This window comes from Pseudomonas quebecensis, from assembly GCF_026410085.1.
GTDB classification, from domain to species: domain Bacteria; phylum Pseudomonadota; class Gammaproteobacteria; order Pseudomonadales; family Pseudomonadaceae; genus Aquipseudomonas; species Aquipseudomonas quebecensis.
This window is the reverse complement of sequence record NZ_CP112866.1, coordinates 4,254,410-4,277,536: the sequence shown is the minus strand read 5'-3', so window position 1 is coordinate 4,277,536 and position 23,127 is coordinate 4,254,410. Positions and strand designations below refer to the sequence as shown.

General features: G+C 61.4%; 27 protein-coding genes, 1 pseudogene and 1 riboswitch. Of the genes and pseudogenes, 17 read left to right on the top strand and 11 right to left on the bottom strand.

What is annotated here, in order from left to right:
* Positions 1-6 precede the first annotated feature (6 nt).
* The 7 genes from OSC50_RS19895 to hisC all read left to right on the top strand — a co-directional run bounded on the left by OSC50_RS19895 (position 7) and on the right by hisC (position 6,028).
* Positions 7-654, top strand: coding sequence for an MlaC/ttg2D family ABC transporter substrate-binding protein (locus OSC50_RS19895; RefSeq protein ID WP_181080639.1), 648 nt, complete (start codon positions 7-9; stop codon positions 652-654).
* Complete coding sequence (locus OSC50_RS19890) at positions 651-956, top strand: STAS domain-containing protein (RefSeq protein ID WP_181080640.1); 306 nt, start codon at positions 651-653, stop codon at positions 954-956. Before OSC50_RS19895 ends, OSC50_RS19890 begins: the two co-directional genes overlap by 4 nt.
* A gap of 114 nt (positions 957-1,070) precedes the next feature.
* Positions 1,071-1,310: a BolA family protein gene (locus OSC50_RS19885; RefSeq protein ID WP_010567702.1), complete on the top strand. Its 240-nt coding sequence runs from the start codon at positions 1,071-1,073 to the stop codon at positions 1,308-1,310.
* A 23-nt stretch (positions 1,311-1,333) separates the two neighbouring features.
* Positions 1,334-2,599, top strand: a complete 1,266-nt coding sequence (gene murA / locus OSC50_RS19880; protein WP_181080641.1) for a UDP-N-acetylglucosamine 1-carboxyvinyltransferase — start codon at positions 1,334-1,336, stop codon at positions 2,597-2,599.
* 292 nt (positions 2,600-2,891) lie between these two features.
* The gene (gene hisG / locus OSC50_RS19875; protein WP_003188599.1) at positions 2,892-3,527 is read left to right on the top strand and encodes an ATP phosphoribosyltransferase; all 636 of its coding nucleotides are present in this window, start codon (positions 2,892-2,894) and stop codon (positions 3,525-3,527) included.
* Positions 3,528-3,652: 125 nt separating this feature from the next.
* Positions 3,653-4,972 (top strand): histidinol dehydrogenase, encoded by a 1,320-nt coding sequence (gene hisD / locus OSC50_RS19870; RefSeq protein WP_181080642.1) that lies wholly within the window; start codon positions 3,653-3,655, stop codon positions 4,970-4,972.
* Positions 4,973-4,975: 3 nt separating this feature from the next.
* Positions 4,976-6,028 (top strand): histidinol-phosphate transaminase, encoded by a 1,053-nt coding sequence (hisC, locus tag OSC50_RS19865; protein WP_253510489.1) that lies wholly within the window; start codon positions 4,976-4,978, stop codon positions 6,026-6,028.
* 64 nt (positions 6,029-6,092) lie between these two features.
* Here hisC and OSC50_RS19860 read toward each other — a convergent pair whose 3' ends face one another.
* Both OSC50_RS19860 and upp read right to left on the bottom strand, forming a co-directional pair.
* The gene (locus tag OSC50_RS19860) at positions 6,093-7,367 is read right to left on the bottom strand and encodes a uracil-xanthine permease family protein (RefSeq protein WP_034095928.1); all 1,275 of its coding nucleotides are present in this window, start codon (positions 7,365-7,367) and stop codon (positions 6,093-6,095) included.
* 2 nt (positions 7,368-7,369) lie between these two features.
* Positions 7,370-8,008 carry a uracil phosphoribosyltransferase gene (upp, locus tag OSC50_RS19855; RefSeq protein ID WP_181080644.1) on the bottom strand — a complete coding sequence of 213 codons (639 nt, stop codon included), beginning with the start codon at positions 8,006-8,008 and terminating at the stop codon, positions 7,370-7,372.
* 163 nt (positions 8,009-8,171) lie between these two features.
* Here upp and OSC50_RS19850 point away from each other — a divergent pair, with 163 nt between their 5' ends.
* The 3 genes from OSC50_RS19850 (at position 8,172) to OSC50_RS19840 (ending at position 9,597) form a co-directional block, all read left to right on the top strand.
* Positions 8,172-8,729 carry a hypoxanthine-guanine phosphoribosyltransferase gene (locus tag OSC50_RS19850; RefSeq protein ID WP_181080645.1) on the top strand — a complete coding sequence of 186 codons (558 nt, stop codon included), beginning with the start codon at positions 8,172-8,174 and terminating at the stop codon, positions 8,727-8,729.
* Between the two features lie 3 nt (positions 8,730-8,732).
* Entirely contained in the window at positions 8,733-9,200 is a 468-nt protein-coding gene (locus tag OSC50_RS19845) for a WbuC family cupin fold metalloprotein (RefSeq protein WP_181080646.1), read from the top strand.
* A gap of 109 nt (positions 9,201-9,309) precedes the next feature.
* A complete protein-coding gene (locus tag OSC50_RS19840; RefSeq protein WP_124403101.1) occupies positions 9,310-9,597 on the top strand; it encodes a PA4642 family protein in 288 nt (95 codons plus the stop codon).
* A gap of 68 nt (positions 9,598-9,665) precedes the next feature.
* Here OSC50_RS19840 and mqo read toward each other — a convergent pair whose 3' ends face one another.
* Entirely contained in the window at positions 9,666-11,174 is a 1,509-nt protein-coding gene (gene mqo, locus OSC50_RS19835; RefSeq protein ID WP_181080648.1) for a malate dehydrogenase (quinone), read from the bottom strand.
* 728 nt (positions 11,175-11,902) lie between these two features.
* Entirely contained in the window at positions 11,903-12,136 is a 234-nt protein-coding gene (locus OSC50_RS19830; RefSeq protein ID WP_266246001.1) for a hypothetical protein, read from the bottom strand.
* Between the two features lie 196 nt (positions 12,137-12,332).
* Between OSC50_RS19830 and OSC50_RS19825 the strand changes: the two genes are divergently transcribed.
* A complete protein-coding gene (locus tag OSC50_RS19825) occupies positions 12,333-12,917 on the top strand; it encodes a YajG family lipoprotein (RefSeq protein WP_181080650.1) in 585 nt (194 codons plus the stop codon).
* A 274-nt stretch (positions 12,918-13,191) separates the two neighbouring features.
* On the opposite strand, the gene OSC50_RS19820 is transcribed toward OSC50_RS19825, so the two are convergent.
* On the bottom strand, positions 13,192-13,401 hold the full coding sequence (locus tag OSC50_RS19820; protein WP_181078604.1) for a hypothetical protein: 210 nt from the start codon (positions 13,399-13,401) through the stop codon (positions 13,192-13,194).
* Positions 13,402-13,582: 181 nt separating this feature from the next.
* On the opposite strand from OSC50_RS19820, the gene OSC50_RS19815 reads away from it, so the two are divergent.
* Positions 13,583-13,840, top strand: a complete 258-nt coding sequence (locus tag OSC50_RS19815) for a hypothetical protein (protein WP_253510495.1) — start codon at positions 13,583-13,585, stop codon at positions 13,838-13,840.
* Between the two features lie 19 nt (positions 13,841-13,859).
* Here the strand turns inward: OSC50_RS19815 and OSC50_RS19810 are convergent, their stop codons facing one another.
* Entirely contained in the window at positions 13,860-15,023 is a 1,164-nt protein-coding gene (locus tag OSC50_RS19810; protein ID WP_181078600.1) for a 1-acyl-sn-glycerol-3-phosphate acyltransferase, read from the bottom strand.
* 132 nt (positions 15,024-15,155) lie between these two features.
* On the opposite strand from OSC50_RS19810, the gene OSC50_RS19805 reads away from it, so the two are divergent.
* Genes OSC50_RS19805 through OSC50_RS19795 form a run of 3 tightly spaced genes read left to right on the top strand, consistent with a single transcriptional unit; the run spans position 15,156 to position 16,267 of the window.
* On the top strand, positions 15,156-15,338 hold the full coding sequence (locus OSC50_RS19805) for a CPXCG motif-containing cysteine-rich protein (RefSeq protein ID WP_253510499.1): 183 nt from the start codon (positions 15,156-15,158) through the stop codon (positions 15,336-15,338).
* Positions 15,339-15,349: 11 nt separating this feature from the next.
* Positions 15,350-15,610, top strand: coding sequence for a putative signal transducing protein (locus OSC50_RS19800; RefSeq protein WP_253510501.1), 261 nt, complete (start codon positions 15,350-15,352; stop codon positions 15,608-15,610).
* Between the two features lie 36 nt (positions 15,611-15,646).
* Complete coding sequence (locus OSC50_RS19795; protein WP_266247946.1) at positions 15,647-16,267, top strand: SOS response-associated peptidase; 621 nt, start codon at positions 15,647-15,649, stop codon at positions 16,265-16,267.
* A gap of 15 nt (positions 16,268-16,282) precedes the next feature.
* Here the strand turns inward: OSC50_RS19795 and OSC50_RS26275 are convergent, their stop codons facing one another.
* Together OSC50_RS26275 and OSC50_RS26270 are read right to left on the bottom strand one after the other, a co-directional pair.
* Entirely contained in the window at positions 16,283-17,026 is a 744-nt protein-coding gene (locus OSC50_RS26275; RefSeq protein ID WP_375139329.1) for a methyl-accepting chemotaxis protein, read from the bottom strand.
* A 114-nt stretch (positions 17,027-17,140) separates the two neighbouring features.
* Positions 17,141-17,341: pseudogene (locus OSC50_RS26270) on the bottom strand (HAMP domain-containing protein); the annotation flags it as partial.
* 1,324 nt (positions 17,342-18,665) lie between these two features.
* Between OSC50_RS26270 and OSC50_RS19785 the strand changes: the two are divergent.
* Entirely contained in the window at positions 18,666-19,484 is an 819-nt protein-coding gene (locus tag OSC50_RS19785) for a M48 family metallopeptidase (RefSeq protein ID WP_181078590.1), read from the top strand.
* A gap of 73 nt (positions 19,485-19,557) precedes the next feature.
* Here the strand turns inward: OSC50_RS19785 and OSC50_RS19780 are convergent, their stop codons facing one another.
* The 3 genes from OSC50_RS19780 to OSC50_RS19770 form a co-directional block, all read right to left on the bottom strand.
* Positions 19,558-20,142 carry a TMEM165/GDT1 family protein gene (locus OSC50_RS19780; protein ID WP_181078622.1) on the bottom strand — a complete coding sequence of 195 codons (585 nt, stop codon included), beginning with the start codon at positions 20,140-20,142 and terminating at the stop codon, positions 19,558-19,560.
* Between the two features lie 88 nt (positions 20,143-20,230).
* A riboswitch (yybP-ykoY riboswitch) is annotated at positions 20,231-20,352 on the bottom strand.
* Between the two features lie 50 nt (positions 20,353-20,402).
* A complete protein-coding gene (locus OSC50_RS19775) occupies positions 20,403-21,401 on the bottom strand; it encodes a methyltransferase (protein ID WP_181078588.1) in 999 nt (332 codons plus the stop codon).
* A 30-nt stretch (positions 21,402-21,431) separates the two neighbouring features.
* Positions 21,432-22,397: a 2-hydroxyacid dehydrogenase gene (locus OSC50_RS19770; RefSeq protein WP_266247951.1), complete on the bottom strand. Its 966-nt coding sequence runs from the start codon at positions 22,395-22,397 to the stop codon at positions 21,432-21,434.
* A gap of 84 nt (positions 22,398-22,481) precedes the next feature.
* Between OSC50_RS19770 and OSC50_RS19765 the strand changes: the two genes are divergently transcribed.
* Entirely contained in the window at positions 22,482-23,114 is a 633-nt protein-coding gene (locus tag OSC50_RS19765; protein WP_034095946.1) for a LysE family translocator, read from the top strand.
* The last annotated feature ends 13 nt before the right edge of the window (positions 23,115-23,127 follow it).

Here is a 23,127-nt window from a genome sequence, read left to right as displayed (position 1 = left end):
CTGTACATGATCTCTACCTTGCGACGTGGCCTTCTGGTACTGCTTGCAGCGCTGCCATTGATGGCCAACGCGGCGGGTTCTGCGCACGATCTGGTGCAGGACACGACCAACAAAATGTTGGCTGATCTGACCGCCAACAAAGAACAGTACAAGCAAGACCCGAGTAAGTTCTATGATGCGCTCAACAGCATTGTCGGACCGGTGGTGGATGCCGAAGGCATTTCCCGCAGCATCATGACGGTCAAGTATTCGCGCAAGGCGACCCCTGAGCAGATGCAGCGCTTCCAGGAAAACTTCAAGCGCGGCCTGTTCCAGTTCTATGGCAATGCGTTGCTCGAGTACAACAACCAGGGCATTACCGTTGCACCCGCCGGCGATGAGTCGGGTGATCGCACCAGCGTGAACATGAGCGTCAAAGGCAACAACGGTGCCGTCTACCCTGTCCAGTACACCCTGGAGAAGGTCAAGGGCGAATGGAAGTTGCGTAACGTGATCATCAACGGCATCAACATCGGCAAGCTGTTCCGTGATCAGTTCGCCGACGCCATGCAGCGCAATGGCAACGACCTGGACAAGACCATCAATGGTTGGGCCGGTGAAGTCGCCAAGGCCAAGGAAACGTCCGACAAAGAAGCCGGGAAGGCTGCACAATGACCGAGTCGGCTGTGCGTCTTGGCGACGCCGGTGAGTTATTCCTCAGCGGCGTGCTGGATTACCGCACCGGGCCTGACCTGCGCAAGCAGGGGCAGGCGTTGATCAAGACCAGTACCGCGCCCGCGCTGGTACTGGACTGTTCGGCGGTGACCAAATCCAGCAGTGTCGGCCTGTCGTTGCTGCTGTGCTTCATGCGCGATGCCGAGGCGGCCCAAAAAACCGTCAGCATCCGTGCGTTACCTGAAGACATGCGCGAAATTGCCGAAGTTTCCGGTCTGACCGAGCTGTTGGCGCATCCTTAATACACGTCTTCAAGCAAGCCCCCCGTCAGAGTCCTGCTATGCGGGGTTCGCAGGCGCGGGGCTTTTTTGTATGATGTGCGACCCGCGCGCACTGGGCGCCGATAGAGGTTGAGCATGCAGGCCCTAGAAGTTAAGAGCTTCCTTGAAGGAAAGCTGCCGAATACTGAGGTTGCAGTTGAAGGCGAAGGCTGCAATTTCCAGCTGAACGTGATTAGCGATGAACTGGCGGCATTGAGCCCGGTCAAGCGTCAGCAGCAGATCTATGCCCATTTGAACCCGTGGATCACCGATGGCAGCATCCATGCGGTCACTATGAAATTTTTCAGCCGCGCGGCCTGGGCCGAGCGCACCTGAGCCCCCAAGGCGTCGAGATTCTTATGGATAAATTGATTATTACCGGCGGTGCCCGCCTTGATGGCGAGATCCGCATTTCCGGTGCGAAAAACTCCGCCTTGCCGATCCTGGCAGCGACCCTGCTGTGCGATGGCCCGGTCACCGTGGCCAACCTGCCGCACCTGCATGACATCACCACCATGATCGAGCTGTTCGGTCGCATGGGCATCGAGCCGGTGATCGACGAGAAACTCGCTGTCGAAATCGACCCGCGTACCATCAAGACCCTGATCGCACCGTACGAGCTGGTGAAAACCATGCGTGCGTCGATCCTGGTACTGGGCCCGATGGTTGCCCGTTTCGGCGAAGCCGAAGTGGCACTGCCTGGCGGTTGCGCCATCGGTTCGCGTCCGGTAGACCTGCACATTCGTGGCCTGGAAGCCATGGGCGCGATCATCGACGTCGAAGGCGGCTACATTAAGGCCAAGGCGCCGGAAGGCGGCCTGCGTGGCGCGAGCTTCTTCTTCGATACCGTCAGCGTGACCGGTACCGAGAACATCATGATGGCCGCTGCCCTGGCCAACGGTCGCAGCGTCCTGCAAAACGCCGCGCGCGAGCCGGAAGTGGTCGACCTGGCCAACTTCCTGAACGCCATGGGTGCGAAGGTTTCCGGCGCCGGCACCGACACCATCACCATTGATGGCGTAGAGCGTCTGCACACCGCAACCTACAAGGTCATGCCTGACCGGATCGAGACCGGCACCTACCTGGTTGCCGCCGCCGTCACCGGTGGTCGCGTCAAGGTCAAGGATACCGATCCGACCATCCTGGAAGCGGTCCTGGAAAAACTCCGCGAAGCCGGTGCCGAAATCACCTGCGGCGAAGACTGGATCGAACTGGACATGCACGGCAAGCGGCCAAAAGCCGTCAATGTGCGTACCGCTCCGTACCCGGCGTTCCCGACCGACATGCAGGCGCAGTTCATTTCCTTGAACGCGATTGCCGAAGGCACCGGTGCCGTGATCGAGACCATCTTCGAAAACCGTTTCATGCATGTTTACGAGCTGCACCGCATGGGCGCGAAGATCCAGGTTGAAGGCAACACTGCCATCGTGACCGGTATCGACAAGCTCAAGGGCGCGCCAGTCATGGCCACCGACCTGCGCGCATCGGCCAGCCTGGTGATCTCCGCGTTGTGTGCGGACGGTGACACCTTGATCGATCGCATCTACCACATAGACCGTGGTTACGAGTGCATCGAGGAAAAACTGCAGATGCTCGGCGCGAAAATCCGCCGCGTACCGGGCTAGTCCTGGAGCTGAAAACACCGTCACTGTGGTGAGCGAGCTTGCTGTGGTGAGCGGGCTTGCTGTGGTGAACGAGCTTGCTGTGGTGAGCGGGCTTGCCCCGCGCTGGACTGCGCAGCAGTCCCCGCTTTGGGGTCGCTACTCAACCCCGCACCGCGCAAGCCCGCTCACCACAGACGGTGTCAGTTCGCGGTATGCTGAATGTGTTCCAAATCGAGGCTGTCATGGCCTCGATCTGTGTCTGGCGCCGTTTGCGACCAGGCAGCAATAGCCTGATGAAGGATTGACGTTTCCCATGTTGACCATCGCACTGTCCAAGGGCCGCATCCTTGACGACACTTTGCCGCTTCTGGCTGAAGCGGGCATCGTGCCGACCGAGAATCCGGACAAGAGCCGCAAGCTGATCATTCCCACCACCCAGGACGACGTTCGTCTGTTGATCGTGCGGGCCACCGACGTGCCGACCTATGTTGAACATGGCGCGGCCGACCTTGGCGTCGCCGGCAAGGACGTGCTGATGGAATATGGTGGCCAGGGCTTGTACGAACCGCTGGACCTGCGTATTGCCCTGTGCAAGTTGATGACCGCCGGCCGCGTCGGTGACGTTGAACCCAAGGGCCGCCTGCGTGTGGCCACCAAGTTCGTCAACGTCGCCAAGCGCTACTACGCCGAGCAAGGCCGTCAGGTCGACATCATCAAACTCTACGGCTCCATGGAGCTGGCGCCACTGATCGGCCTGGCCGACAAGATCATCGACGTGGTCGATACCGGCAACACCCTGCGTGCCAACGGTCTCGAACCACAGGATTTCATCGCTGACATCAGCTCCCGCCTGATCGTCAACAAGGCATCAATGAAGATGCAGCACGCCCGAATCCAGGCGTTGATCGACACCCTGCGCAAGGCAGTGGAGTCTCGACACCGCGGTTGACTCACCCGCGCGGCCATAGGCTGCGCCCGTCTATCCGCCTCATAGCCAGAATTCTCAGGTGCCCAAGCGGAGCGAACGGTAGTTTAGGGCGCCTGAGTTTTTGCCAATCCTATGAGGCCCTCGCTATGACCACGTCCACTGCAATTGCCCGACTCAACGCTGCCGACCCGGATTTCGCCCATCATCTGGATCATTTGCTGAGCTGGGAAAGCGTGTCCGACGACTCGGTCAACCAGCGGGTGCTCGACATCATCAAGGCGGTGCGCGCGCGCGGTGACGCGGCGCTGGTGGATTTCACCCGTCAGTTCGACGGTCTCGACGTGCAGTCCATGGCCGACCTGATCCTGCCGCGTGAACGCCTGGAGCTGGCGCTGACCCGCATTACCGTGCCGCAGCGCGAAGCCCTCGAAGTGGCGGCGGCGCGAGTGCGCAGCTACCACGAGCAACAAAAACAGGACTCCTGGAGCTACACCGAAGCCGACGGCACGGTGCTGGGCCAGAAGGTCACGCCACTGGATCGTGCCGGCCTGTACGTGCCGGGTGGCAAGGCGTCGTACCCGTCGTCCGTTTTGATGAATGCGATTCCTGCCAAGGTGGCGGGCGTGACTGAAGTCGTCATGGTGGTGCCCACCCCGCGCGGTGAAATCAACGAGCTGGTGCTGGCCGCTGCCTGTATTGCCGGTGTCGACCGTGTATTCACCATCGGCGGTGCCCAAGCGGTTGCGGCGCTGGCTTATGGCACCGAAAGTGTGCCGAAGGTCGACAAGGTCGTTGGTCCCGGCAACATCTACGTCGCCACTGCCAAGCGCCATGTATTTGGCCAGGTCGGTATCGATATGATTGCCGGTCCTTCGGAGATCCTGGTGGTGTGCGATGGCCAGACCGACCCGGATTGGATCGCCATGGACCTGTTCTCCCAGGCCGAGCATGACGAAGACGCCCAGGCGATCCTGGTCAGCCCGGATGCCGAGTTCCTCGACAAGGTCGCCGCCAGCATCGATAAGTTGTTGCCGACCATGGAACGTGCCGAAATCATCGAGAAATCAATCAATGGTCGTGGCGCGCTGATTCTGGTGCAGGACATGGAACAGGCCATTGAAGTGGCCAACCGCATCGCGCCGGAGCATCTGGAATTGTCGGTGGCCGACCCACAGGCCTGGCTGCCGTCGATTCGTCATGCCGGTGCGATCTTCATGGGGCGTCATACCAGCGAAGCCTTGGGTGACTACTGTGCCGGCCCCAATCACGTGCTGCCGACTTCCGGCACCGCGCGATTTTCGTCGCCGCTGGGGGTTTATGACTTCCAGAAGCGCTCGTCAATCATCTTCTGCTCGCCACAAGGCGCATCCGAGCTGGGCAAGACCGCGTCGGTGCTGGCCCGTGGTGAGTCCCTGAGCGCTCACGCCCGTAGCGCCGAGTATCGAATCCTGGATGAGGGGAAATAACACATGAGCAAATTCTGGAGTCCCTTCGTCAAGGATCTGGTGCCTTACGTACCCGGCGAGCAACCGAAGCTGACCAAGTTGGTCAAGCTCAACACCAACGAGAACCCGTACGGCCCATCGCCCAAGGCGTTGGCCGCCATGCAGGCCGAGTTGAACGATGACCTGCGTTTGTACCCGGACCCCAACAGCGACCTGCTCAAACAGGCCGTGGCCAGGTATTACGCGATCGATGCTGGCAAAGTGTTCCTCGGCAACGGCTCCGACGAAGTGCTGGCGCACATCTTCCACGGCCTGTTCCAGCACGAGCTGCCGCTGCTGTTCCCGGACATCAGCTACAGCTTTTATCCGGTGTACTGCGGCCTCTACGGCATCCAGTCGGCGCCGGTGCCATTGGACGAGCAGTTTCAGATCCGCACGGCGGACTACGCCAGACCCAATGGCGGGATCATCTTCCCCAACCCGAATGCGCCAACCGGTTGTGTAATGGCTCTGGACGCGGTGGAGCAGATCCTCAAGGCCAGCCCGGATTCGGTGGTAGTGGTGGATGAAGCCTATATCGACTTTGGCGGCGAAACCGCCATCAGCCTGGTGGACCGCTACCCGAACCTGTTGGTGACCCAGACCCTGTCCAAATCGCGCTCACTCGCCGGTTTGCGCGTAGGCCTGGCGGTGGGCCACCCGGACCTGATCGAAGCGCTGGAGCGGGTCAAGAACAGCTTCAATTCCTATCCGCTGGATCGCCTGGCAATTGTCGGCGCGGCGGCGGCGTTCGACGATCGTGAATACTTCGAGAAAACCTGTCAGCAGGTGATCGACAGCCGCCACCAATTGGTCGTGCAGCTGGAAGCTAAGGGGTTTGAGGTGCTGCCGTCAGCGGCCAATTTCATCTTTGCCCGCCACCCACGCCACGATGCAGCCGGACTGGCAGCCAAGTTGCGCGAGCAAGGGGTGATCGTGCGCCACTTCAAGCAGGCGCGGATTGCCCAGTTCCTGCGGATCAGCATCGGTACGCCGGAGCAGAACCAGGCGTTGATCGATGGGTTGGGTGAGCTCTAACATCCACTGAAATCAAATGTGGGAGGGGGGCAAGCCCCTCCCACATTGGTGGGTGCGTCGGCAGTTAGATCAACGGCTCATCCGGTTTCTTGTTCTTCCAGCCATCATTGCCCGGCAGCAACAGGTTCAAGCCAATCGCTACCACGGCACACAGGGCAATGCCCTTCAAGCCGAAGTCATCCGGGCCGGTGCCGGTACCGACCAACACGCCGCCAATCCCGAACACCAGGGTTACCGACACAATCACCAGATTGCGCGCCTCACCCAGGTCGATCTTGTGGCGGATCAGGGTGTTCATGCCCACGGCGGCAATCGAACCGAACAACAGGCACAGAATCCCGCCCATCACCGGCACCGGGATGCTTTGCAGCAGTGCGCCGAATTTGCCGATAAATGCCAGGCTGATGGCAAAGATAGCCGCCCAGGTCATGATTTTCGGGTTGTAGTTCTTGGTCAGCATCACCGCGCCGGTCACTTCGGCGTAGGTGGTGTTCGGCGGGCCGCCAAACAGGCCGGCGGCCGTGGTTGCGATGCCGTCACCCAGCAAGGTGCGATGCAGGCCAGGCTTTTTCAGGTAGTCGCGTCCGGTCACGCTGCCTACTGCAATCACACCGCCGATATGTTCGATCGCCGGGGCCAGGGCCACCGGGACGATAAACAGGATCGCCTGCCAGTTGAATTCCGGCGCGGTGAAGTGGGGTAGAGCGAACCAGGGTGCGGCGGCGATCTTCGCGGTATCGACCACGCCAAAGTAGAACGACATGGCAAACCCCACCAGCACGCCGGAGATAATCGGCACCAGGCGAAAAATGCCCTTGCCGAATACCGCCACGATCAGCGTGGTCAGCAGCGCCGGCATCGAGATCATCATCGCCGTCTGGTAATGAATCAGCTCGGCACCGTCGCCGGACTTGCCCATGGCCATGTTTGCGGCGATCGGCGCCATGGCCAGGCCGATGGAGATGATCACCGGCCCGATTACCACCGGCGGCAGCAGCCGGTCGATAAAGCCGGTGCCTTTGATCTTCACCGCCAGGCCCAGGAACGTATACACGAAGCCGGCCGCCATCACGCCGCCCATGGTCGCCGCGAGGCCGAACTGGCCCTTGGCGAGGATGATCGGGGTGATGAAGGCAAAACTCGATGCCAGGAACACTGGCACCTGTCGCCCGGTCACCACCTGGAACAACAACGTGCCCAGGCCGGCGGTGAACAGCGCGACGTTTGGATCAAGACCTGTGATCAGTGGCATCAACACCAGCGCGCCAAATGCCACGAAGAGCATTTGTGCGCCAGACAGGATCTGGCGCCAAAGCGGGTCGTTGAATTCATCCTGCATGCTCACGCGTCCTTCTGCTTGGTGCCGAAGATCTTGTCACCGGCATCGCCCAGGCCGGGGATGATGTAACCGTGTTCGTTCAAACGTTCATCGATGGAGGCGGTATAGATCTGCACGTCCGGGTGCGCACTCTCGACGGCCGCGATGCCTTCGGGCGCGGCCACCAGCACCATGGCGCGGATGTCCTTGCAACCGGCCTTTTTCAGCAGGTCGATGGTGGCGACCATGGAACTGCCGGTGGCGAGCATCGGGTCGATGATCATCGCCAGGCGCTCATTGATTTCCGGAACGAGTTTTTCCAGGTAGGTGTGAGCCTGCAGCGTCTCTTCATTGCGGGCCACGCCCACGGCGCTGACCTTGGCGCCCGGAATCAGGCTGAGCACGCCTTCAAGCATGCCGATACCGGCGCGCAGGATCGGGACCACGGTGATTTTCTTACCGGCGATCTTCTCGACCTGGACGGGACCGGCCCAACCTGGGATCTCGTAGCTCTCCAGTGGCAAATCCTTGGTGGCTTCGTAAGTGAGCAGCGCTCCGACTTCCTGAGCAAGCTCACGGAAATTCTTCGTGCTGATGTCGGCGCGGCGCATAAGGCCGAGTTTGTGTCGGATCAGCGGGTGGCGGATCTCGCGAGTGGGCATGGGAAAGGCTCCGGCGGCGGGCAAAAAAACCGGCCTAGATTAATCTATCCGAGGGTGTTGTCCTATAGACATCTAGTACGTTAGTCCATTAAGGCTTGCCCGCAGCGCATGAGAAGCGTACCTTCGCCCGCTTTTCTTGCCACAGCACCCCTTGGAGAGCGCCATGTCCGCTGATCTCGAGCATATCCGTCAAATCATGCGCGAGGCTGACTGCCTGTACACCGAAGCGCAAGTCGAAGAAGCGATCGCCAAGGTCGGCGCACACATCACTCGCGAAATGGCCGACACCAACCCGGTGGTGTTCTGTGTGATGAACGGCGGCCTGATCTTCGCCGGCAAGCTGCTGACTCATCTGCACTTCCCACTGGAAGCGTCTTACCTGCACGCTACCCGCTATCGCAATGAAACCAGCGGCGGCGACCTGTTCTGGAAGGCCAAGCCGGAAGTCTCGTTCATCGATCGTGACGTGCTGATCATCGACGATATCCTCGATGAAGGTCACACCCTGGGTGCGATTATCGACTTCTGCAAACACGCCGGCGCACGTAAAGTGCACACCGCCGTACTGATCGACAAGGACCACGACCGCAAGGCCCGTCCCGAGTTGAAAGCCGATTTCGTCGGCCTGCCGTGCATCGACCGCTATATTTTCGGTTACGGTATGGATTACAAAGGCTACTGGCGCAACGCCAATGGTATCTACGCCGTCAAAGGGATGTAACGCATGGCCCGCTTTCTGGATCAGACACTGTTCACCGAACTGGCCGAGAAAGCGGCCGCCAGCCCCCGTGGGCGGCATCATCATAACTTCCATGACATGGATGAGCCTTGCCATCGCATGGCGGTGGGCCTGCAACCCGGCACCTACGTGCCACCTCACCGCCATCTCAGCGCGGACAAGGCGGAAACCCTGCTTGTGCTCCAGGGCCGTCTGGGCCTGCTGGTGTTCAACGACAACGGCGAAGTGATCGCCAGGCGCGTGATGCAGGCCGGCAGCGAATGCGCCGGCGTCGATCTGCAGCCGGGGGTGTTCCATGGTCTGGTGGTGCTGCAGCCCGACACCGTGATGTTCGAATGCAAGGCCGGGCCCTATCGACCGGTCGGCGAGGGTGAGCTCGCGCACTGGGCGCCCCGGGAGGGCGATGCCGGCGTCGCCGAGTATCAACGCTGGATGCTTGCCCAGTTCGATTGAACGGCAGTGCCGGGCCGCCCTGTCACATGGGGCCAGCAGCGCTTTCGAAGCCTGCGTTGCGCAGGTAGACTTCAAACCCCGTGTAAATGTCTGCAGGCTGGAGTCGGTAATGCGTAAAGATAAGAAACAGGTGATTGGTGATGAGATCGGCGACGATCAGATCAAGTTGTTCCTGAACTTCGAACCGGTCGACGCCACTTCACCGTCCCTGCACAAACTGATCAAGGCTTACCGTGGCCTGCGTATCGACGACTTCGAGCGGTTCCTGGGGTTCTTCAAGGAAGCCGGCCTGGATCTGGATGGCAAAGACGAGCACGGCCAGACCTTCGTCGACCTGATCAAGGACCAGCGCAATGCCGCCGAGTACATCGAATTGATCGATAAAGCCCGCGGCTGATTGCGTCGCGCAAAAAAAACGCCCCGTTCTCATCATGAGAGCGGGGCGTTTTTTATTGCAGCAATGCCTTAGGCGAAGCTCTCGGCCTCGTTGCTCTGCTCAACCAGTTCCAGGCTGATGTTGTTCTGCGCGTTGATCCTGCGATACAGCTCGGCGTCGGTCTCCAGCACTTTTTCGCGCGCCGGGAAGATCTCGTGCAGCTTGGCTGCCCATTCGCCGCTGGCCTTGGCCGGGAAGCAGCGCTCGATCAGTTCCAGCATGATCGACACAGTCACCGACGCGCCTGGGGAGGCGCCCAGCAGCGCTGCCAGCGTACCGTCCTTGGCCGCGACCAGCTCGGTGCCGAATTGCAGCACGCCGCCTTTTTTCGGGTCTTTCTTGATGATTTGCACACGCTGGCCGGCCACTTCCAGGCGCCAGTCCTCGGCTTTCGCCTCCGGGTAGAAACGGCGCAAGGATTCCAGGCGCTGCTCCATGGACTGCATCACTTCGCTGACCAGGTACTTGGTCAGGTCCATATTGTCGCGGGCTACGGCCAGCATCGGGCCGATGTTGCCGGCGCGCACCGACAGCGGCAGATCGAGGAATGAACCGTGCTTGAGGAACTTGGTGGTAAACCCGGCGTAAGGCCCGAACAGCAGCGACTTCTTGCCATCCACCACGCGGGTGTCCAGGTGCGGCACCGACATCGGCGGCGAACCCACGGCGGCCTGGCTGTAGACCTTGGCCTGGTGATGCTTGACCACTTCGGGGTTGTCGCAACGCAGCCACTGGCCACTGACCGGGAAACCGCCAAAACCTTTGCTTTCTTCGATACCCGAGGCCTGCAGCAGCGGCAGGGCCGCACCGCCGGCCCCGAGGAACACGAACTTGGCGTCCACTTCACGACTGTTGCCGCTGTTGACGTCCTTGATGCTCACGGTCCAGCCGGCACCGTTGCGCTTGAGGCCGGTGACGCGCTTGCAGTACTTGACCTGGGCATCGGCCGAGCTGGTGAGGTGGTTGAGCAACTGATTGGTCAGGGCGCCGAAGTTGACGTCGGTGCCGTTCATGACGCGGGTAGCGGCGATTTTTTCGTCGAGCGGGCGGCCCGGCATCATCAGCGGCATCCACTCGGCCATCTCGCTGCGGTCTTCGGTGTAGTGCATGTCCGAAAACGCATGGTGCTGGCGCAGGGTCTCAAAGCGTTTCTTGAGGAACTCGACGCCTTTCTCGCCTTGCACGAAGCTCAGGTGCGGCACCGGGCTGATAAAGGATTTGGATGAGCCGAAGGTGCCCTTTTTGGTCAGGTACGCCCAGAACTGCTTCGACACCTCGAACTGGGTGTTGATGTGCACGGCTTTCTTGATGTCGATGGAGCCATCGGCGGCCTGGGGTGTGTAGTTCAATTCACACAGGCCGGCGTGGCCGGTACCGGCGTTGTTCCACGGGTTGGAACTTTCCGCGGCACCCGAATCCATCAGCTCAACGACTTCCAGCTTGAGGCCGGGGTCGAGCTCCTTGAGCAGTACGGCCAGGGTGGCACTCATGATGCCGGCCCCTACCAATACAACGTCGACTGCTTCGTTATGCGCCATTTAACGCGTCTCCAAAATCTGCAGCACCAAATTGACGGCATGGCTGCCAGGAGTGACGGGGCGGTTCACGTGTTGCCCCAGGTTACCCATGGCCAGGATCGCCATGTCCGTTTCGCAATTCTTTGCAACGTCAGCACACGCTTGCTGCCTGGCCTGATCTGCCTATGAACGCATTCATGGGCGGCTGTGGCAATTCGACTTATGGTCAAAGCGTGCGATGCGTGCAATCAATCCGTAGCGGACAGGCTCAAGCTCCGGTTGTCGAGGAGCACTCGGTCCTGTGCGGTTGGGCTGTTCCAGACGCTGATGGTGCTTGTACAAACGCCAAACTATTCATTTGCTCGCCACACTCTTGTGAAGTTGTGAAAACCCGTTTTTTTCACGCTCTTTTGAAGACGTGAACCTCAAAAAAGGGCTGCCCCAGCCTGGCACCTGGCCCGCAGCTCTGCGTCGACACGCGGCAGAACGGGCAAACAACTCAAGTGGCCGAGCGCAATGGCAGCTCTGGCAGATTCGGTAAAGACGGGTGGTTTGCAGAGCAAACAGCAAGCGCGCCAGCTTCACAGGATCTGTGTGGGCGGCTCTCTGTGGGCGATTGCTGGGGTTAATACCGAGGCATTAACGGTGCTGCGAGGCCCGATCAGGAGACGTCCTTATAATCGGGGGGAGATTGTAGCGAAGAACGTCAGGGAAATGGGCGTGTTTTATGACTTTTATTAGACATTTGGTCAGGCGGCCAACGCCGGCCGGCGTGACCCCCGCTCCACGCGTGGGCTGACACGGGCGTGGGCCGGCAAGGGGCGATGCATCCAGCTCAGACGAATTTCCTCGATTTCCACCCAGCCTTCGCCCACCGGTGGCTGGCTGCACTCTTTGAACGCCTGGCAGCGACCTTGCAGATCGAGCAGCGCAAACTGACGAAGCGCGGGCTTGCGGGTAAACAACGACCAGAGAAATTGCATGGCGATCAGCCTCCTGTGATTGAGGCCAAGCATGCCGGTGCGGGATGACGGAGCGATGTATCGGCTGTGACACGTGAGTGACAGCGAACCGCGCATAATGCCGCGAGTCATAGGTTGTAACTGACGCTGGTTCCCTGCGATGACCCCCCGTTATACTGGCGGCCTGTCGGTACCTGACTTTTCTGGAGAGAAGCGCATGTTGCAACGCCTGTTGTTCGGTTTGATCACTGTGACCACGCTGGCCCTGGTTGGCTGCGCCAACAGCCCGCAACAACTCAGTCCGCAACCGAAACTCACCACGCAGTTGGCGCCGGTGGGCCATGGCCAACCGGTGTCGGTGCGGGTGGTGGACGGCCGTCCGTCGCCGACCTTGGGTTCTCGTGGTGGCCTGTACCCGGAGACCGCGCTGATTTCGGTCAATGCCCAGGATGTGCTGCCCAAGCTGCAGGCCCAGGCCGAGGCGGCCGTGCGTCTGCTGGGCTTTACCCCATCCAACTCGCCGGGCGTGCCGCAGTTGACCGTTACCCTGGCTGAGTTGAAATACCAGTCGCCCAAGGAAGGCCTGTATGTGACCGAGGCTTCCATCGGCGCCACCTTCAAGTCCGACGTCAACGCCGGCACCCGCCGCTACAGCGGCCGTTATGCGGCCTCGCTCAACCAGCGTTTTGGCATGTCGCCCAACCAGGAGACCAACACCAAGCTGGTCAGCGACGTCCTGAGTGATGCCTTGACTCGTCTGTTCAAGGACCCAAGCATCGGTCAGTTGCTCAGCTCGCAATAAGCGCGTCACGAAAAACCGGGCTCAACTGGCCCAATGCCGGTCAGTTAAGAGACGGAACGGGCAACCAGTAACCTGTGGCGAGCGGGCTTGCCCCGCGTTGGGCTGCGAAGCAGCCCCAAAACATAGTCCCGGAGCTGCCTGGCATACTGCGACGCTCCTATTGGGGCTGCTGCGCAGCCCAACGCGGGGCAAGCCCGCTCACCACAGTTACAGTGTTCCTCCTTAACTGACTGGCATTAGGCTCAACTGGCCCGGTTTTTTTTCGCCTGCGCTTTCAGGCTGCCGTGTCGATAAAAAAGTCCAGCAGGCTGACGCCGGTCAGCTGATCGGTCTCCGGCAAGTCCGCGTGTTGGTGTCCGCCGAGGGCGCAATACACCAGCCAATGACGGTCCTGAACGTTGAACGCCAGGCTGTCGATCAGCGCCTCCTGTTCGTCGCTTTGGGCGATCAGATACAGCCGGTCCTGGTTTTGTGCGTGCAGCATGGCAAGCTCCTGAGCGTTCGAAGGGCAACAGAGTGGACTGTTAAGGTGACGTTCAGGTGACGCACTGAATTACTGGATAGATTAGCCGTCCATGGGGCGCGACCCTACAGGCGCAGCCGGCGAGGTGCGCGTGAGGTTGTATCCAAACGGTTACCCAGGCAACGTTTCACCGAGGTTTGCGATGGCACTGCCCGCACTACTGATTAACGCTGTTGCGCTGGCTGTCGCCTGCACAGGCGCCGCGCTGTTGTTCGTCACCCGCCTGCGCGAGCGCCGCGCCATGGCCAAGCTGACCGCGCAAAGCGAAGAACGCGCAATCGACCAGCCAATGCTGTTTCTGGATGTGCGCACCGAGCGGGCGCACCGGCAGGCCTACCGCATCGGGCTCGCCTGCCTTGGGCTGGCACTGCTGACCTCCTGGATCAGCACGCACCTTTAGAACACCGCAAAGTAAGTGTTTAGAGCGGGATCCCAGCCTTGACCCGATACTGATTGCGCACCGGCGTTGCATATTGCACCACCAGGAATGGCCGGTGTTCGGCGGGGCACTCATTCAAGCGACGCGCCCATTCGGTCTTCGCCTTGGCCAGTTCGTCGGCAGGAAACAGGTCCTCGGCCCTCGGCACCGCCAGCTGCGGGTCGGCATCACTCCACTGCGAATACGCCAGGTAGTGCACCGGGAACAGGCGATAGCCGCCGAGAATCTGCCGATCCATTTCCACCGCCAGTACCTTGGTGTCTTCGAATCGCTCGGTAATCGGCGGCGCGAAGTTGATGTGCACCCGGCCCTTGTAGCCGGTGATGCCCAGCGCAATGCTCACGTCATCCTCGCCTGGCGCCTTGCAGTAGGTGCCGGTGGTGGCGCGGATATACAACTCGCGCGCCTTGGCCGCATCGCAGGGGTCGTATTCGTAGCTGATGGACACCGGCGTCAGGTTCAGCGACTGGATCACTTCGGCGAACGGCTCGTCCTTGCGGCTGACGTGGAACATCTTGAGGATCGCCGATTCGGTGCGATCGTCGCCATCCTTGGCACGGCCTTCAGCCTGGGCAATCCAGATCGACTGCCCGTCGTTGCGGATCGAATGATTGATGTAAGCCGACAGCAGGTTGAACGCCGCCATCTTTTCCTTTCGCCCGGTGATGGAGCGGTGCACGATGAAGCTCTTGTTCAAGCGCATCAGGTCGCTGACGAACGGCTTTTGCAGCAGGTTGTCGCCGATGGCGATGCGCGGCGTCGGCAGGCCGGCGTGGTACACGGCGTAGTTGACGAAGGCCGGGTCCATCACAATATCGCGGTGGTTGGCCAGAAACAGGTAGGCGGTGCCCGATTTGAGCTGCTCGACGCCGGTGTAGGTCACGCCGTCGGTCGCCCGGTCGATGGTGTGGTCGACGTAATACTCGACTTTATCCTGCAGCGTCGCCACGGTAGTGACGCCGGCGAACTCACGGCGCAGTTTGCGGGCGATCATCGGCTTGAGCAGCCAGCCCAGGGTGCCGGCAAAGCGTGGAAAGCGGAAGTGGGTCAGGATGTCCAGAAAGGCCTTGTCACTGAACAGCCGCGCCAGCACCGCCGGGACTTCGCTGTCGTTGTAAGGTCGGATGGTATCGAATTCGCCCATCATGCTCTCTTGTTAGAAACGGGTAGGGTAAGTAAAGGAAATGCCAGGGTGCGGTCCGGGGAATGGGTCCGGCCGAGAATAGCCCTGTAAATAGACCGGCGATTATACGCACAAGTCACCTTGGAGGCTGCCATGCTGGAATCTGCGCTGTACGATTGCCCTTATTGTGGCGAGTCGGTCGAGACGTCGGTGGATCTGTCCGGCGGCGACCAGACCTACATAGAAGACTGCCAGGTATGCTGCAGGCCGATCAGTTTCAATCTGCAGGTGCATGGTGAAGAGTGGATGCTCGAAACCCGCGCCGAGAACGAATAACAGGTACGCCCATGCAGCGAATCTATGAACCCGAAAACCTGATGGAAGGCGAGTTGCTGCAACAGATGCTCGCCAGCGAGGGCATCGAGGCGCACCTGGTGGGTCGACACTTACTGGGCGGCACCGGCGAATTGCCGATCTTCGGCCTGCTGGGACTGGAAGTGGATAACGACCAAGCGCTCCAGGCGCGCGAACTGATCACGGCCTATATCGGCGCGCAACCGATGCCCGGCGATGAACCCGACAGCTTCCCCGACGTGCTGGTCTGTTAGGCTGTCGGCCGGTTTACCCAAGAGTCGTGTTGCCCCATGTGTGGACGTTATGCCCTGTTTCGCTGGAATCCTGCCTTCGCTGCCTTGCCGGGCTTTCCGGCCGACCAGCAGGCCCAGTGGAATATCTCCCCGAATGACTCGGTACTGATCCAGCGCCTGGAAGGCGAGCAGCTCACTCTGGCCCGCGCCCGTTGGGGGCTGACGCCGCCCTGGCTCACCGATATGTCCCGCACCCCGGCCCATGCCCGCGCCGAAACCCTGGCCGAGCAACCGATGTTCCGCGAAGCCTTTCGTCAGCGCCGTTGCCTGCTGCCGGCCAATGGCTTTTACGAATGGCGCGGCACGCAGCGCAAGCGCCCCTACTGGCTGACACCGGGGGAGGGCTCCAGCGTGTTTTTTGCCGCGATCTGGGAAGCTTATCCGGTGCAGGAACAGGTGTGGCTGAGTACGGCGGTGGTGACGCAGGCCGCGCAAAGTCAGCGCCGGCCATTGATCCTGGATGCGGCCGGGCAGGCGGCCTGGCTCAACCCTGACACGCCGCTGCCCGTGTTGCAGGCATTGCTGGCCAGCGAACCGAGCGCGTTGCGCGAGCGGGTCCTGGCCAACCTGATCAACGATCCCAAACTCAATGGGCCGGAGTGCCTGACCCCGGCATGAGCCTGTCGACGCGCCCTACACCTTGAACTGATTGATCAACCGCCGCTGCTGCTCCGCCAGTTTGGTCAAGTCCGCGCTGGCCGCGCTGGATTCGTCCGCGCCGCCCGCCACTTCATTGGCCACCTGGCCGATATTGATCACGTTGCGATTGATGTCCTCGGCTACCGCGCTCTGCTCCTCGGCCGCACTGGCGATCTGAGTGTTCATGTCGTTGATCACCGACACAGCCTGGGTAATGGTCTCCAGCGCTTCGGCCGCCTTGGCCGCGTGTTGCACGCTTTCGTCGGTGCGGTTCTGACTGTCCTCCATCACCCGCACCACTTCCCGCGTGCCCTGTTGCAACTGCTGGATCATGCTCTGGATTTCTTCGGTGGCCTGTTGGGTTTTCTGCGCCAGGTTGCGCACCTCGTCGGCGACCACCGCGAAGCCTCGGCCTTGCTCGCCCGCCCGTGCGGCTTCGATGGCGGCGTTCAGCGCCAGCAGGTTGGTCTGTTCGGCAATCCCGCGAATGGCGGTAAGGATGGCATTGATGTTTTCGCTGTCCTTGGCCAGCGTTTGCACCACCGCCACGGCCTTGCCGATTTCCTCGGCCAGTACGCCGATGGACGCCGAGGTGTCGCGCACAATGCGCATGCCCTGGCTGGCGGCCTGGTCGGCGTGGCTGGCGGCTTGCGCGGCCTGGGTGGCGTTGCGCGCAACATCCTGCGCAGTGGCGGTCATCTCGTGCACGGCGGTGGCGACCTGGTCGATTTCCACCATCTGCTTATGCACGCCCTGGTTGGTGCGAATCGCAATATCGGCGGTGTGCTCCGATGAATCGCTGACTTTCTGCACCGAACTCACCACCTGGGTAATCATGCCCTGCAACTTGATCAGGAACGTATTGAAACCGCTGGCGATTGCGCCCAGTTCGTCGGCGCGGTCGCTTGTCAGGCGGCGGGTCAGGTCGCCTTCGCCTTGAGCGATGTCGTTGAGCATGGCCACCATCTGCTTGAGCGGGCGGGCGATACCGTGGCCCACCAGCCAGATCACCAGCAGCCCGAGCCCGGCCACCACCAGGCCCACAATCGCCATGCCGACAGTGTCGGTCTCGCGCTGGGCCTGCAGGTCGCTTTGCAGTGTCTGCGCGTCGGCCATCACCGCCGCCAATGGCAGTTGCATCATCAGGGTCCAGCGCGCGTCGGTCTGGCCGATACCGAAGGGCAGGAACAACTCGATATGCCCATGCTCACGGTCAATGGTGTAGCGCACTTCGCCGGGTTTGAGCTGGCTGAGGCCGGCCAGTTCGCTGGCGTCGAGCAGGTCGCTGGCCTTTTCGCCGAGCTTGCCGGCGTCCTTGGTGTAAGCCACCAGGCGGCCGTTGCTGGAGATCAGCGCCAGTTCGCCGGCGCCGCCGTAGAGGGCTCGGTCGGCGCTGGTGAGCATGTCCTGAATGAAGTTCACCGACAGATCGGCGCCGACGATGCCCTGGAACCTGCCGTCGACCATGATCGGTTCGATAAACGACGCCAGCATCACCATGACGTCGCCGACCTTGTAAGGGGCGGGGTCAATGGCGCAGGGTTTCTGGCTTTCCTTGGAGCACAGGTAGTATTCGCTGGCGCGCACGCCGGTGGAGAGCATTTTCTGGTCGGCCACGTCCGCGAGTTTATCCAAGCCCAGGCTGCCATCGGCGTTGCGGTACCACCACGGAATAAAGCGGCCGTCGGCGCCCATGCCGACGATGGGGCTGTTCACGTAGGCGGCGTCGTTATGATCGATCGCGTTGGGTTCCCAGCCGATGTAGGCGCCGAGGATTTTCGGGTTGCGCACCACCGTTTCATGCAGCAGGTTGATCAGTTGTTCACGGCCGACCTGCAACGCGGGTTCGCCTTTGGCGTCTTTCATGGCGAGCAGGGCGTTGGCGGTGGCCAGGCTTTTGGCGGTTACCAGCGGCGCCTCCAGCTCCCGCTGGATCAGGGTCGCCTGGGTCTGCGCGAGGGCGGTCAGGCGCTGCTCCACGATCTGCTCGAACTGCGCCTGGGTGCGCTGCTGCACCATCTCCTGGGTGCGCGCACCCGCGAAGACGGCATAGGCCACCAGCACCGCGACCACGGTCAGCACAATGGCCCCGGTCAGCGCGGCGACGGAAAACTGAATTGACTTGAATTTCATGAGCACTCCAAGCGCAGAAGAGACGGGCTGCCTTTATGTATCGGCCGCAGGCGCGCAGGGCATGAGTGATTGCTGCTCAAAAGGCCGTCGGTTGTCGCAAATGGAATGGTCGCTGCCGTAGCCGCAGATGTGAGATGTATCCGAAATTCAGCGGTTACACGTCTGGTGTATCTAGCGCCGATACACGCGAGCGCCTACGATACGCGCCATGTTTTCAGGTCGTCTTTTCAGGGAGAGTGTATTGATGAAGAAATCACTGGCGGTCAGTGTAATGGCGGCAGCGGTCCTGCTGGCCGGGTGTCAATCGGTCAACACCACCAGCGGCGGCGCCGTCGGCGTTGAGCGCAAGCAGTACATGTTCAGCATGCTGTCGAGCCAGGAAGTCGACCAGATGTATGCCCAGTCCTACCAGCAGACCCTGGGCGAAGCCAGCAGCAAGGGCCAGTTGGACAAGACCAGCGCCAACGCCAAGCGCGTGCAGGCCATCGCCAAGCGTCTGATCGCCCAGGCGCCTACTTTCCGCCCGGATGCGGCGCAGTGGAACTGGGAAGTGAACCTGATCAAGAGCGACGAGATGAACGCCAACTGCGGGCCTGGCGGCAAGATCTTCGTATACAGCGCGCTGATCGACAATCTCAAGCTTAGCGATGACGAACTGGCGGCGGTAATGGGCCATGAGATCGCCCACGCCCTGCGCGAGCATGGCCGCGAAGCCATGTCCAAGGCCTACGGCATCGAAATGGCCAAGCAAGGCGCCGGCGCGCTGTTCGGCCTGGGGCAGGACAGCCTGGCACTGGCAGACACCGTGGCCAACTACGGCATGACCTTGCCCAACAGCCGCAGTAACGAAAACGAAGCGGACCTGATTGGCCTGGAGCTGGCCGCTCGCGCCGGCTACAACCCGAACGCCGCGATCACGCTGTGGAACAAGATGGCCAAGGCGTCCGAAGGCGCTCCGCCGGAGTTCATGAGCACTCACCCGGCCTCTGACAGCCGCATCGCCTCGCTGCAGGCAGCCATTCCCAAGGTCATGCCGCTCTACCAGCAGGCTAAGAAGTCCTAAAAGCCTGATGAAGATCCAATGTGGGAGGGGGCAAGCCCATACCACATTGGATTGCTTTGCAGGCTTAGGATCCCTAGATCCAGCCGCTGCTCTGCATGGCCTTGTACACCGCCACGATCGCCAGGATGAAAAATGCCGAGGCGGCGAGTCGGCGAATCAAGGTCAGCGGCAGTTTCTCTGCGGCAAAATTCCCCGCCAGCACCACCGGCACGTTGGCAATCAGCATGCCCAGGGTAGTACCGATAATTACCAGCCACAGCTCCGGGTATTGCGCGGCGAGCATCACGGTGGCGATCTGGGTCTTGTCGCCGATTTCAGCCAGGAAGAACGCAATCAGCGTGGTCACGAAAGGCCCGAACTTGCGGGAAGTGCTGGCTTCGTCATCGTCGAGTTTGTCCGGCACCAGGGTCCATAGCGCGGTGGCGCAGAAGCTGGCCGCGAGGATCCAATGCAGCACCGCGTCCGAGAAGAAACTGCCGAACCAGGCGCCCACGGCACCTGCGGCTGCGTGGTTGGCCAGGGTGGCGGCGACGATGCCGGCGATGATCGGCCAGGGTTTGCGAAAGCGAGCGGCCAGGATGAGCGCGAGCAGTTGCGTCTTGTCGCCGATTTCGGCCAGGGCAACGATTGCGGTGGGGACGAGCAATGAATCCAGCATCAGGTAGGTTTCCAGGGGCGGGTCGACACGGCTATGACACGTACAGCCTTCCCGCCCCGGGTAAGGTGTGCGTGTCATAGGTCTTGTCAAACCCCGGTCCGTCTGTGCGGACTCCTGGGTCGCATACGCCATGGTCTGCTGACCAAGTATGTTGACGTATGCCGGACGAGCGTGGCGCTCGTGGGAGACTACTCCCCTAGGACGGAGCGGATTCTGCCTAGGCAAATGCCATTGGGCAAGCGTTCTTTTTCAAACCTCGATCAACCGCGCTTGGCGCGATAGATGCGAAATCCATTGCCCTCGGCCTTGATTGCGCATACGCCCAGATGTTCTTCGATCAGTGGCTGGTACTTCAGGAAACTGTTAGCCACCAGCCGAAGTTCGCCACCTTTTGCCAGGTGTTTCGCTGCTTTTCGCAGCAAATTCTCGGTAGCGAAATAATCGGTATGCACGCCCACATGGAATGGCGGGTTGCTCAGGATCGCATTCAGCCCCATCGGCGCGGCGTCGATGCCATCGCCGGTCAGCACCTCGGCTTCCAGGCCGTTGGCGGCCAGGGTCAGGCGGCTGCTGGCGGCGGCGAAAGCATCCACGTCGAGCAGAGTGACAGTGTTATGCGGATAGCGGCGTTTGATTGCGGCCCCCAGTACGCCAGCCCCACAGCCAAAGTCCAGCAGATGACCGCTCGGCAATTTATCCAGATGCGCCAGCAACAACTCGGTGCCGCGATCCAGGCGGCCGTGGCTGAACACGCCCGGCAGGCTCACCACCTTCAACGGCCCTTCGGCCAGCGGTACGTCGAACGTCTGTGCCAGGCTCTCCAATGCCACCGCCTGCGGGGCATTGGCCACGGTGACTTGCCACAATTGGCAATGTCGCGCGTTGTCGAGCTTGCGCGGTTTGCCCAAGGCAATCATCTGCTTGGCGGCACTTTCGATGCCGGCTTTTTTCTCACCCACCAGAAACAGTTCGGCGCCGGGCAGGCGCGCAGCCACGGCCTTGAGCAGGTAGTCGGTGAGGTCCTTGGACTTGGGCAGGAAAATCACCGCCGCATCGAACCCGCGCTCCGGCGCATTCACCCCAAACTGGCTGCGCTGCGGGAAGCGCGCGTCGAGCGCCGCCTGGTCGCCGGCATGCCAGCACCAACCGTGGGCATTGGGCAGGCGCCCCAGCAGGTCGTCGGCGGGCAGGCCCACCAGCAGCAGGTTGCCCTGAAAAAGTTCGGCCTGGCGAAGCAGTACTTCACTGCGCGGATCCATGGTCTGCTCCTTGAAAAGGGGCGCAGTTTATCAACTCACAACCCGCAGCGGGGCGCCGCTGAAAAAGCCCCGCGCGTTTTCCGCCAGTTGGCCGACGATACGCTGGCGCGCTTCGCGGCTGCCCCAGGCGTTATGCGGGGTGACGATCAAGCGCGGGATATCGCCGGCCAACAGCGGATTGCCATCGACCGGCGGCTCCACGCTCAATACGTCGGTAGCCGCACCGCCCAGGTGCCCGCTGCGCAACGCGTCGGCCAGGGCCTGTTCGTTGATCAAGCCGCCACGCGCGGTGTTGACCACCAGTGCGCCGGGTTTGAGCAGCGCCAATTCGCGGGCGCCGATCAAGTCGCGGGTGTGCTCGTTGAGCGGGCAGTGCAGGGTCAGCGCGTCGACCTGTGTCAACAGCTCATCCAGCGGCACGCGATCGGCGCGTGCAGGGCGCCCTGGAATCGCGCCCAGCACCACGCGCATGCCAAAGGCCTCGGCCAGGCGCGCCACGGCGCTGCCCAGTTCGCCGTGCCCCAGCAGGCCGAGGGTTTTGCCTTGCAGTTCGATGATCGGATGGTCCAGCAGGCAGAACTGCTTGGCCTCCTGCCATTTGCCGGCGGCCACATCCTGCTGGTAGTCCTTCAACCGCGTCGCCAGGTTAAGCAGCAGCATCAGCGTGTGCTGCGCCACCGACGGTGTGCCATAGCCCTGGCAGTTGCTTACGGTGATGCCATGGGCGCGGGCGGCTTGGAGGTCGACGTTGTTGGTGCCGGTGGCCGATACCAGAATCAGCTTGAGTTCGGGACAGGCCGCCAGTGTCGGTGCGGTGAGCGCGATCTTGTTGCTGATGACTACCTGGGCACCCTGCAGGCGCTCCAGCAGATTGTGCGGCGTTGTGTCCGAAAACAGCTGCAACTCACTGAAGCTGTTTCGCAAGTGGCTGAGGTCGAGATCTCCAAGGTCGAGGGACGGGTGATCAAGGAAGACGGCGCGGCGATTGTTCGTCATCAACTGTACCTTTTGCGACAGGGTTCGAAGGCGTAATCTGCCGAGCCTATCAGATGAAATAATCAGTTACTTACTGGAGTGCGCATGTACCTCGCCGAGTTCTTGACCGTTGCCTTGATTCACTTGTTGGCCGTGGCCAGCCCCGGCCCGGACTTCGCCGTGGTGGTGCGCGAGAGCGTGACCCACGGTCGCCGCGCCGGCACCTGGACGGCCCTGGGCGTGGGCTCGGCGATTTTCCTGCATGTGGGTTATTCGTTGCTGGGGATCGGTCTGATCGTGTCTCAGTCCATCGTGCTGTTCAACGCGCTCAAGTGGGCCGCGGCTGCCTACCTGCTGTACATCGGCTTCAAGGCCCTGCGCGCGCAACCGGCCAAACCCGCCGCCGAGGGCGAACTGCACCGCGAAGCGGGCGAGCGCACCCCGCGCGGCGCCTTCACCGCCGGTTTCGTGACCAATGGCTTGAACCCCAAGGCCACGTTGTTCTTTCTCTCGTTGTTCACCGTGGTGATCAATCCGCACACGCCGTTGGCGGTGCAGGCCGGCTATGGCGTGTACCTGGCGGTGGCGACGGCGCTTTGGTTCTGCCTGGTGGCGATGCTGTTCAGCCAGCAACGCGTTCGCGCCGGCTTCGCGCGCATGGGCCATTGGTTCGATCGGACCATGGGCGCTGTGCTGATTGCCATTGGTGTGAAGCTGGCGTTTACCAGCATGAAATAACACTGGCCCACCC

Bases quoted from the DNA above. Each gene is read 5' to 3' on its own strand.
- OSC50_RS19895 (WP_181080639.1), top strand. From the start codon at position 7: ATGATCTCTACCTTGCGACGTGGCCTTCTGGTACTGCTTGCAGCGCTG.
- OSC50_RS19890 (WP_181080640.1), top strand. From the start codon at position 651: ATGACCGAGTCGGCTGTGCGTCTTGGCGACGCCGGTGAGTTATTCCTC.
- OSC50_RS19885 (WP_010567702.1), top strand. From the start codon at position 1,071: ATGCAGGCCCTAGAAGTTAAGAGCTTCCTTGAAGGAAAGCTGCCGAAT.
- murA (WP_181080641.1), top strand. From the start codon at position 1,334: ATGGATAAATTGATTATTACCGGCGGTGCCCGCCTTGATGGCGAGATC.
- hisG (WP_003188599.1), top strand. From the start codon at position 2,892: ATGTTGACCATCGCACTGTCCAAGGGCCGCATCCTTGACGACACTTTG.
- hisD (WP_181080642.1), top strand. From the start codon at position 3,653: ATGACCACGTCCACTGCAATTGCCCGACTCAACGCTGCCGACCCGGAT.
- hisC (WP_253510489.1), top strand. From the start codon at position 4,976: ATGAGCAAATTCTGGAGTCCCTTCGTCAAGGATCTGGTGCCTTACGTA.
- OSC50_RS19860 (WP_034095928.1), bottom strand. From the start codon at position 7,367: ATGCAGGATGAATTCAACGACCCGCTTTGGCGCCAGATCCTGTCTGGC.
- upp (WP_181080644.1), bottom strand. From the start codon at position 8,008: ATGCCCACTCGCGAGATCCGCCACCCGCTGATCCGACACAAACTCGGC.
- OSC50_RS19850 (WP_181080645.1), top strand. From the start codon at position 8,172: ATGTCCGCTGATCTCGAGCATATCCGTCAAATCATGCGCGAGGCTGAC.
- OSC50_RS19845 (WP_181080646.1), top strand. From the start codon at position 8,733: ATGGCCCGCTTTCTGGATCAGACACTGTTCACCGAACTGGCCGAGAAA.
- OSC50_RS19840 (WP_124403101.1), top strand. From the start codon at position 9,310: ATGCGTAAAGATAAGAAACAGGTGATTGGTGATGAGATCGGCGACGAT.
- mqo (WP_181080648.1), bottom strand. From the start codon at position 11,174: ATGGCGCATAACGAAGCAGTCGACGTTGTATTGGTAGGGGCCGGCATC.
- OSC50_RS19830 (WP_266246001.1), bottom strand. From the start codon at position 12,136: ATGCAATTTCTCTGGTCGTTGTTTACCCGCAAGCCCGCGCTTCGTCAG.
- OSC50_RS19825 (WP_181080650.1), top strand. From the start codon at position 12,333: ATGTTGCAACGCCTGTTGTTCGGTTTGATCACTGTGACCACGCTGGCC.
- OSC50_RS19820 (WP_181078604.1), bottom strand. From the start codon at position 13,401: ATGCTGCACGCACAAAACCAGGACCGGCTGTATCTGATCGCCCAAAGC.
- OSC50_RS19815 (WP_253510495.1), top strand. From the start codon at position 13,583: ATGGCACTGCCCGCACTACTGATTAACGCTGTTGCGCTGGCTGTCGCC.
- OSC50_RS19810 (WP_181078600.1), bottom strand. From the start codon at position 15,023: ATGGGCGAATTCGATACCATCCGACCTTACAACGACAGCGAAGTCCCG.
- OSC50_RS19805 (WP_253510499.1), top strand. From the start codon at position 15,156: ATGCTGGAATCTGCGCTGTACGATTGCCCTTATTGTGGCGAGTCGGTC.
- OSC50_RS19800 (WP_253510501.1), top strand. From the start codon at position 15,350: ATGCAGCGAATCTATGAACCCGAAAACCTGATGGAAGGCGAGTTGCTG.
- OSC50_RS19795 (WP_266247946.1), top strand. From the start codon at position 15,647: ATGTGTGGACGTTATGCCCTGTTTCGCTGGAATCCTGCCTTCGCTGCC.
- OSC50_RS26275 (WP_375139329.1), bottom strand. From the start codon at position 17,026: ATGGTGGAAATCGACCAGGTCGCCACCGCCGTGCACGAGATGACCGCC.
- OSC50_RS19785 (WP_181078590.1), top strand. From the start codon at position 18,666: ATGAAGAAATCACTGGCGGTCAGTGTAATGGCGGCAGCGGTCCTGCTG.
- OSC50_RS19780 (WP_181078622.1), bottom strand. From the start codon at position 20,142: ATGCTGGATTCATTGCTCGTCCCCACCGCAATCGTTGCCCTGGCCGAA.
- OSC50_RS19775 (WP_181078588.1), bottom strand. From the start codon at position 21,401: ATGGATCCGCGCAGTGAAGTACTGCTTCGCCAGGCCGAACTTTTTCAG.
- OSC50_RS19770 (WP_266247951.1), bottom strand. From the start codon at position 22,397: ATGACGAACAATCGCCGCGCCGTCTTCCTTGATCACCCGTCCCTCGAC.
- OSC50_RS19765 (WP_034095946.1), top strand. From the start codon at position 22,482: ATGTACCTCGCCGAGTTCTTGACCGTTGCCTTGATTCACTTGTTGGCC.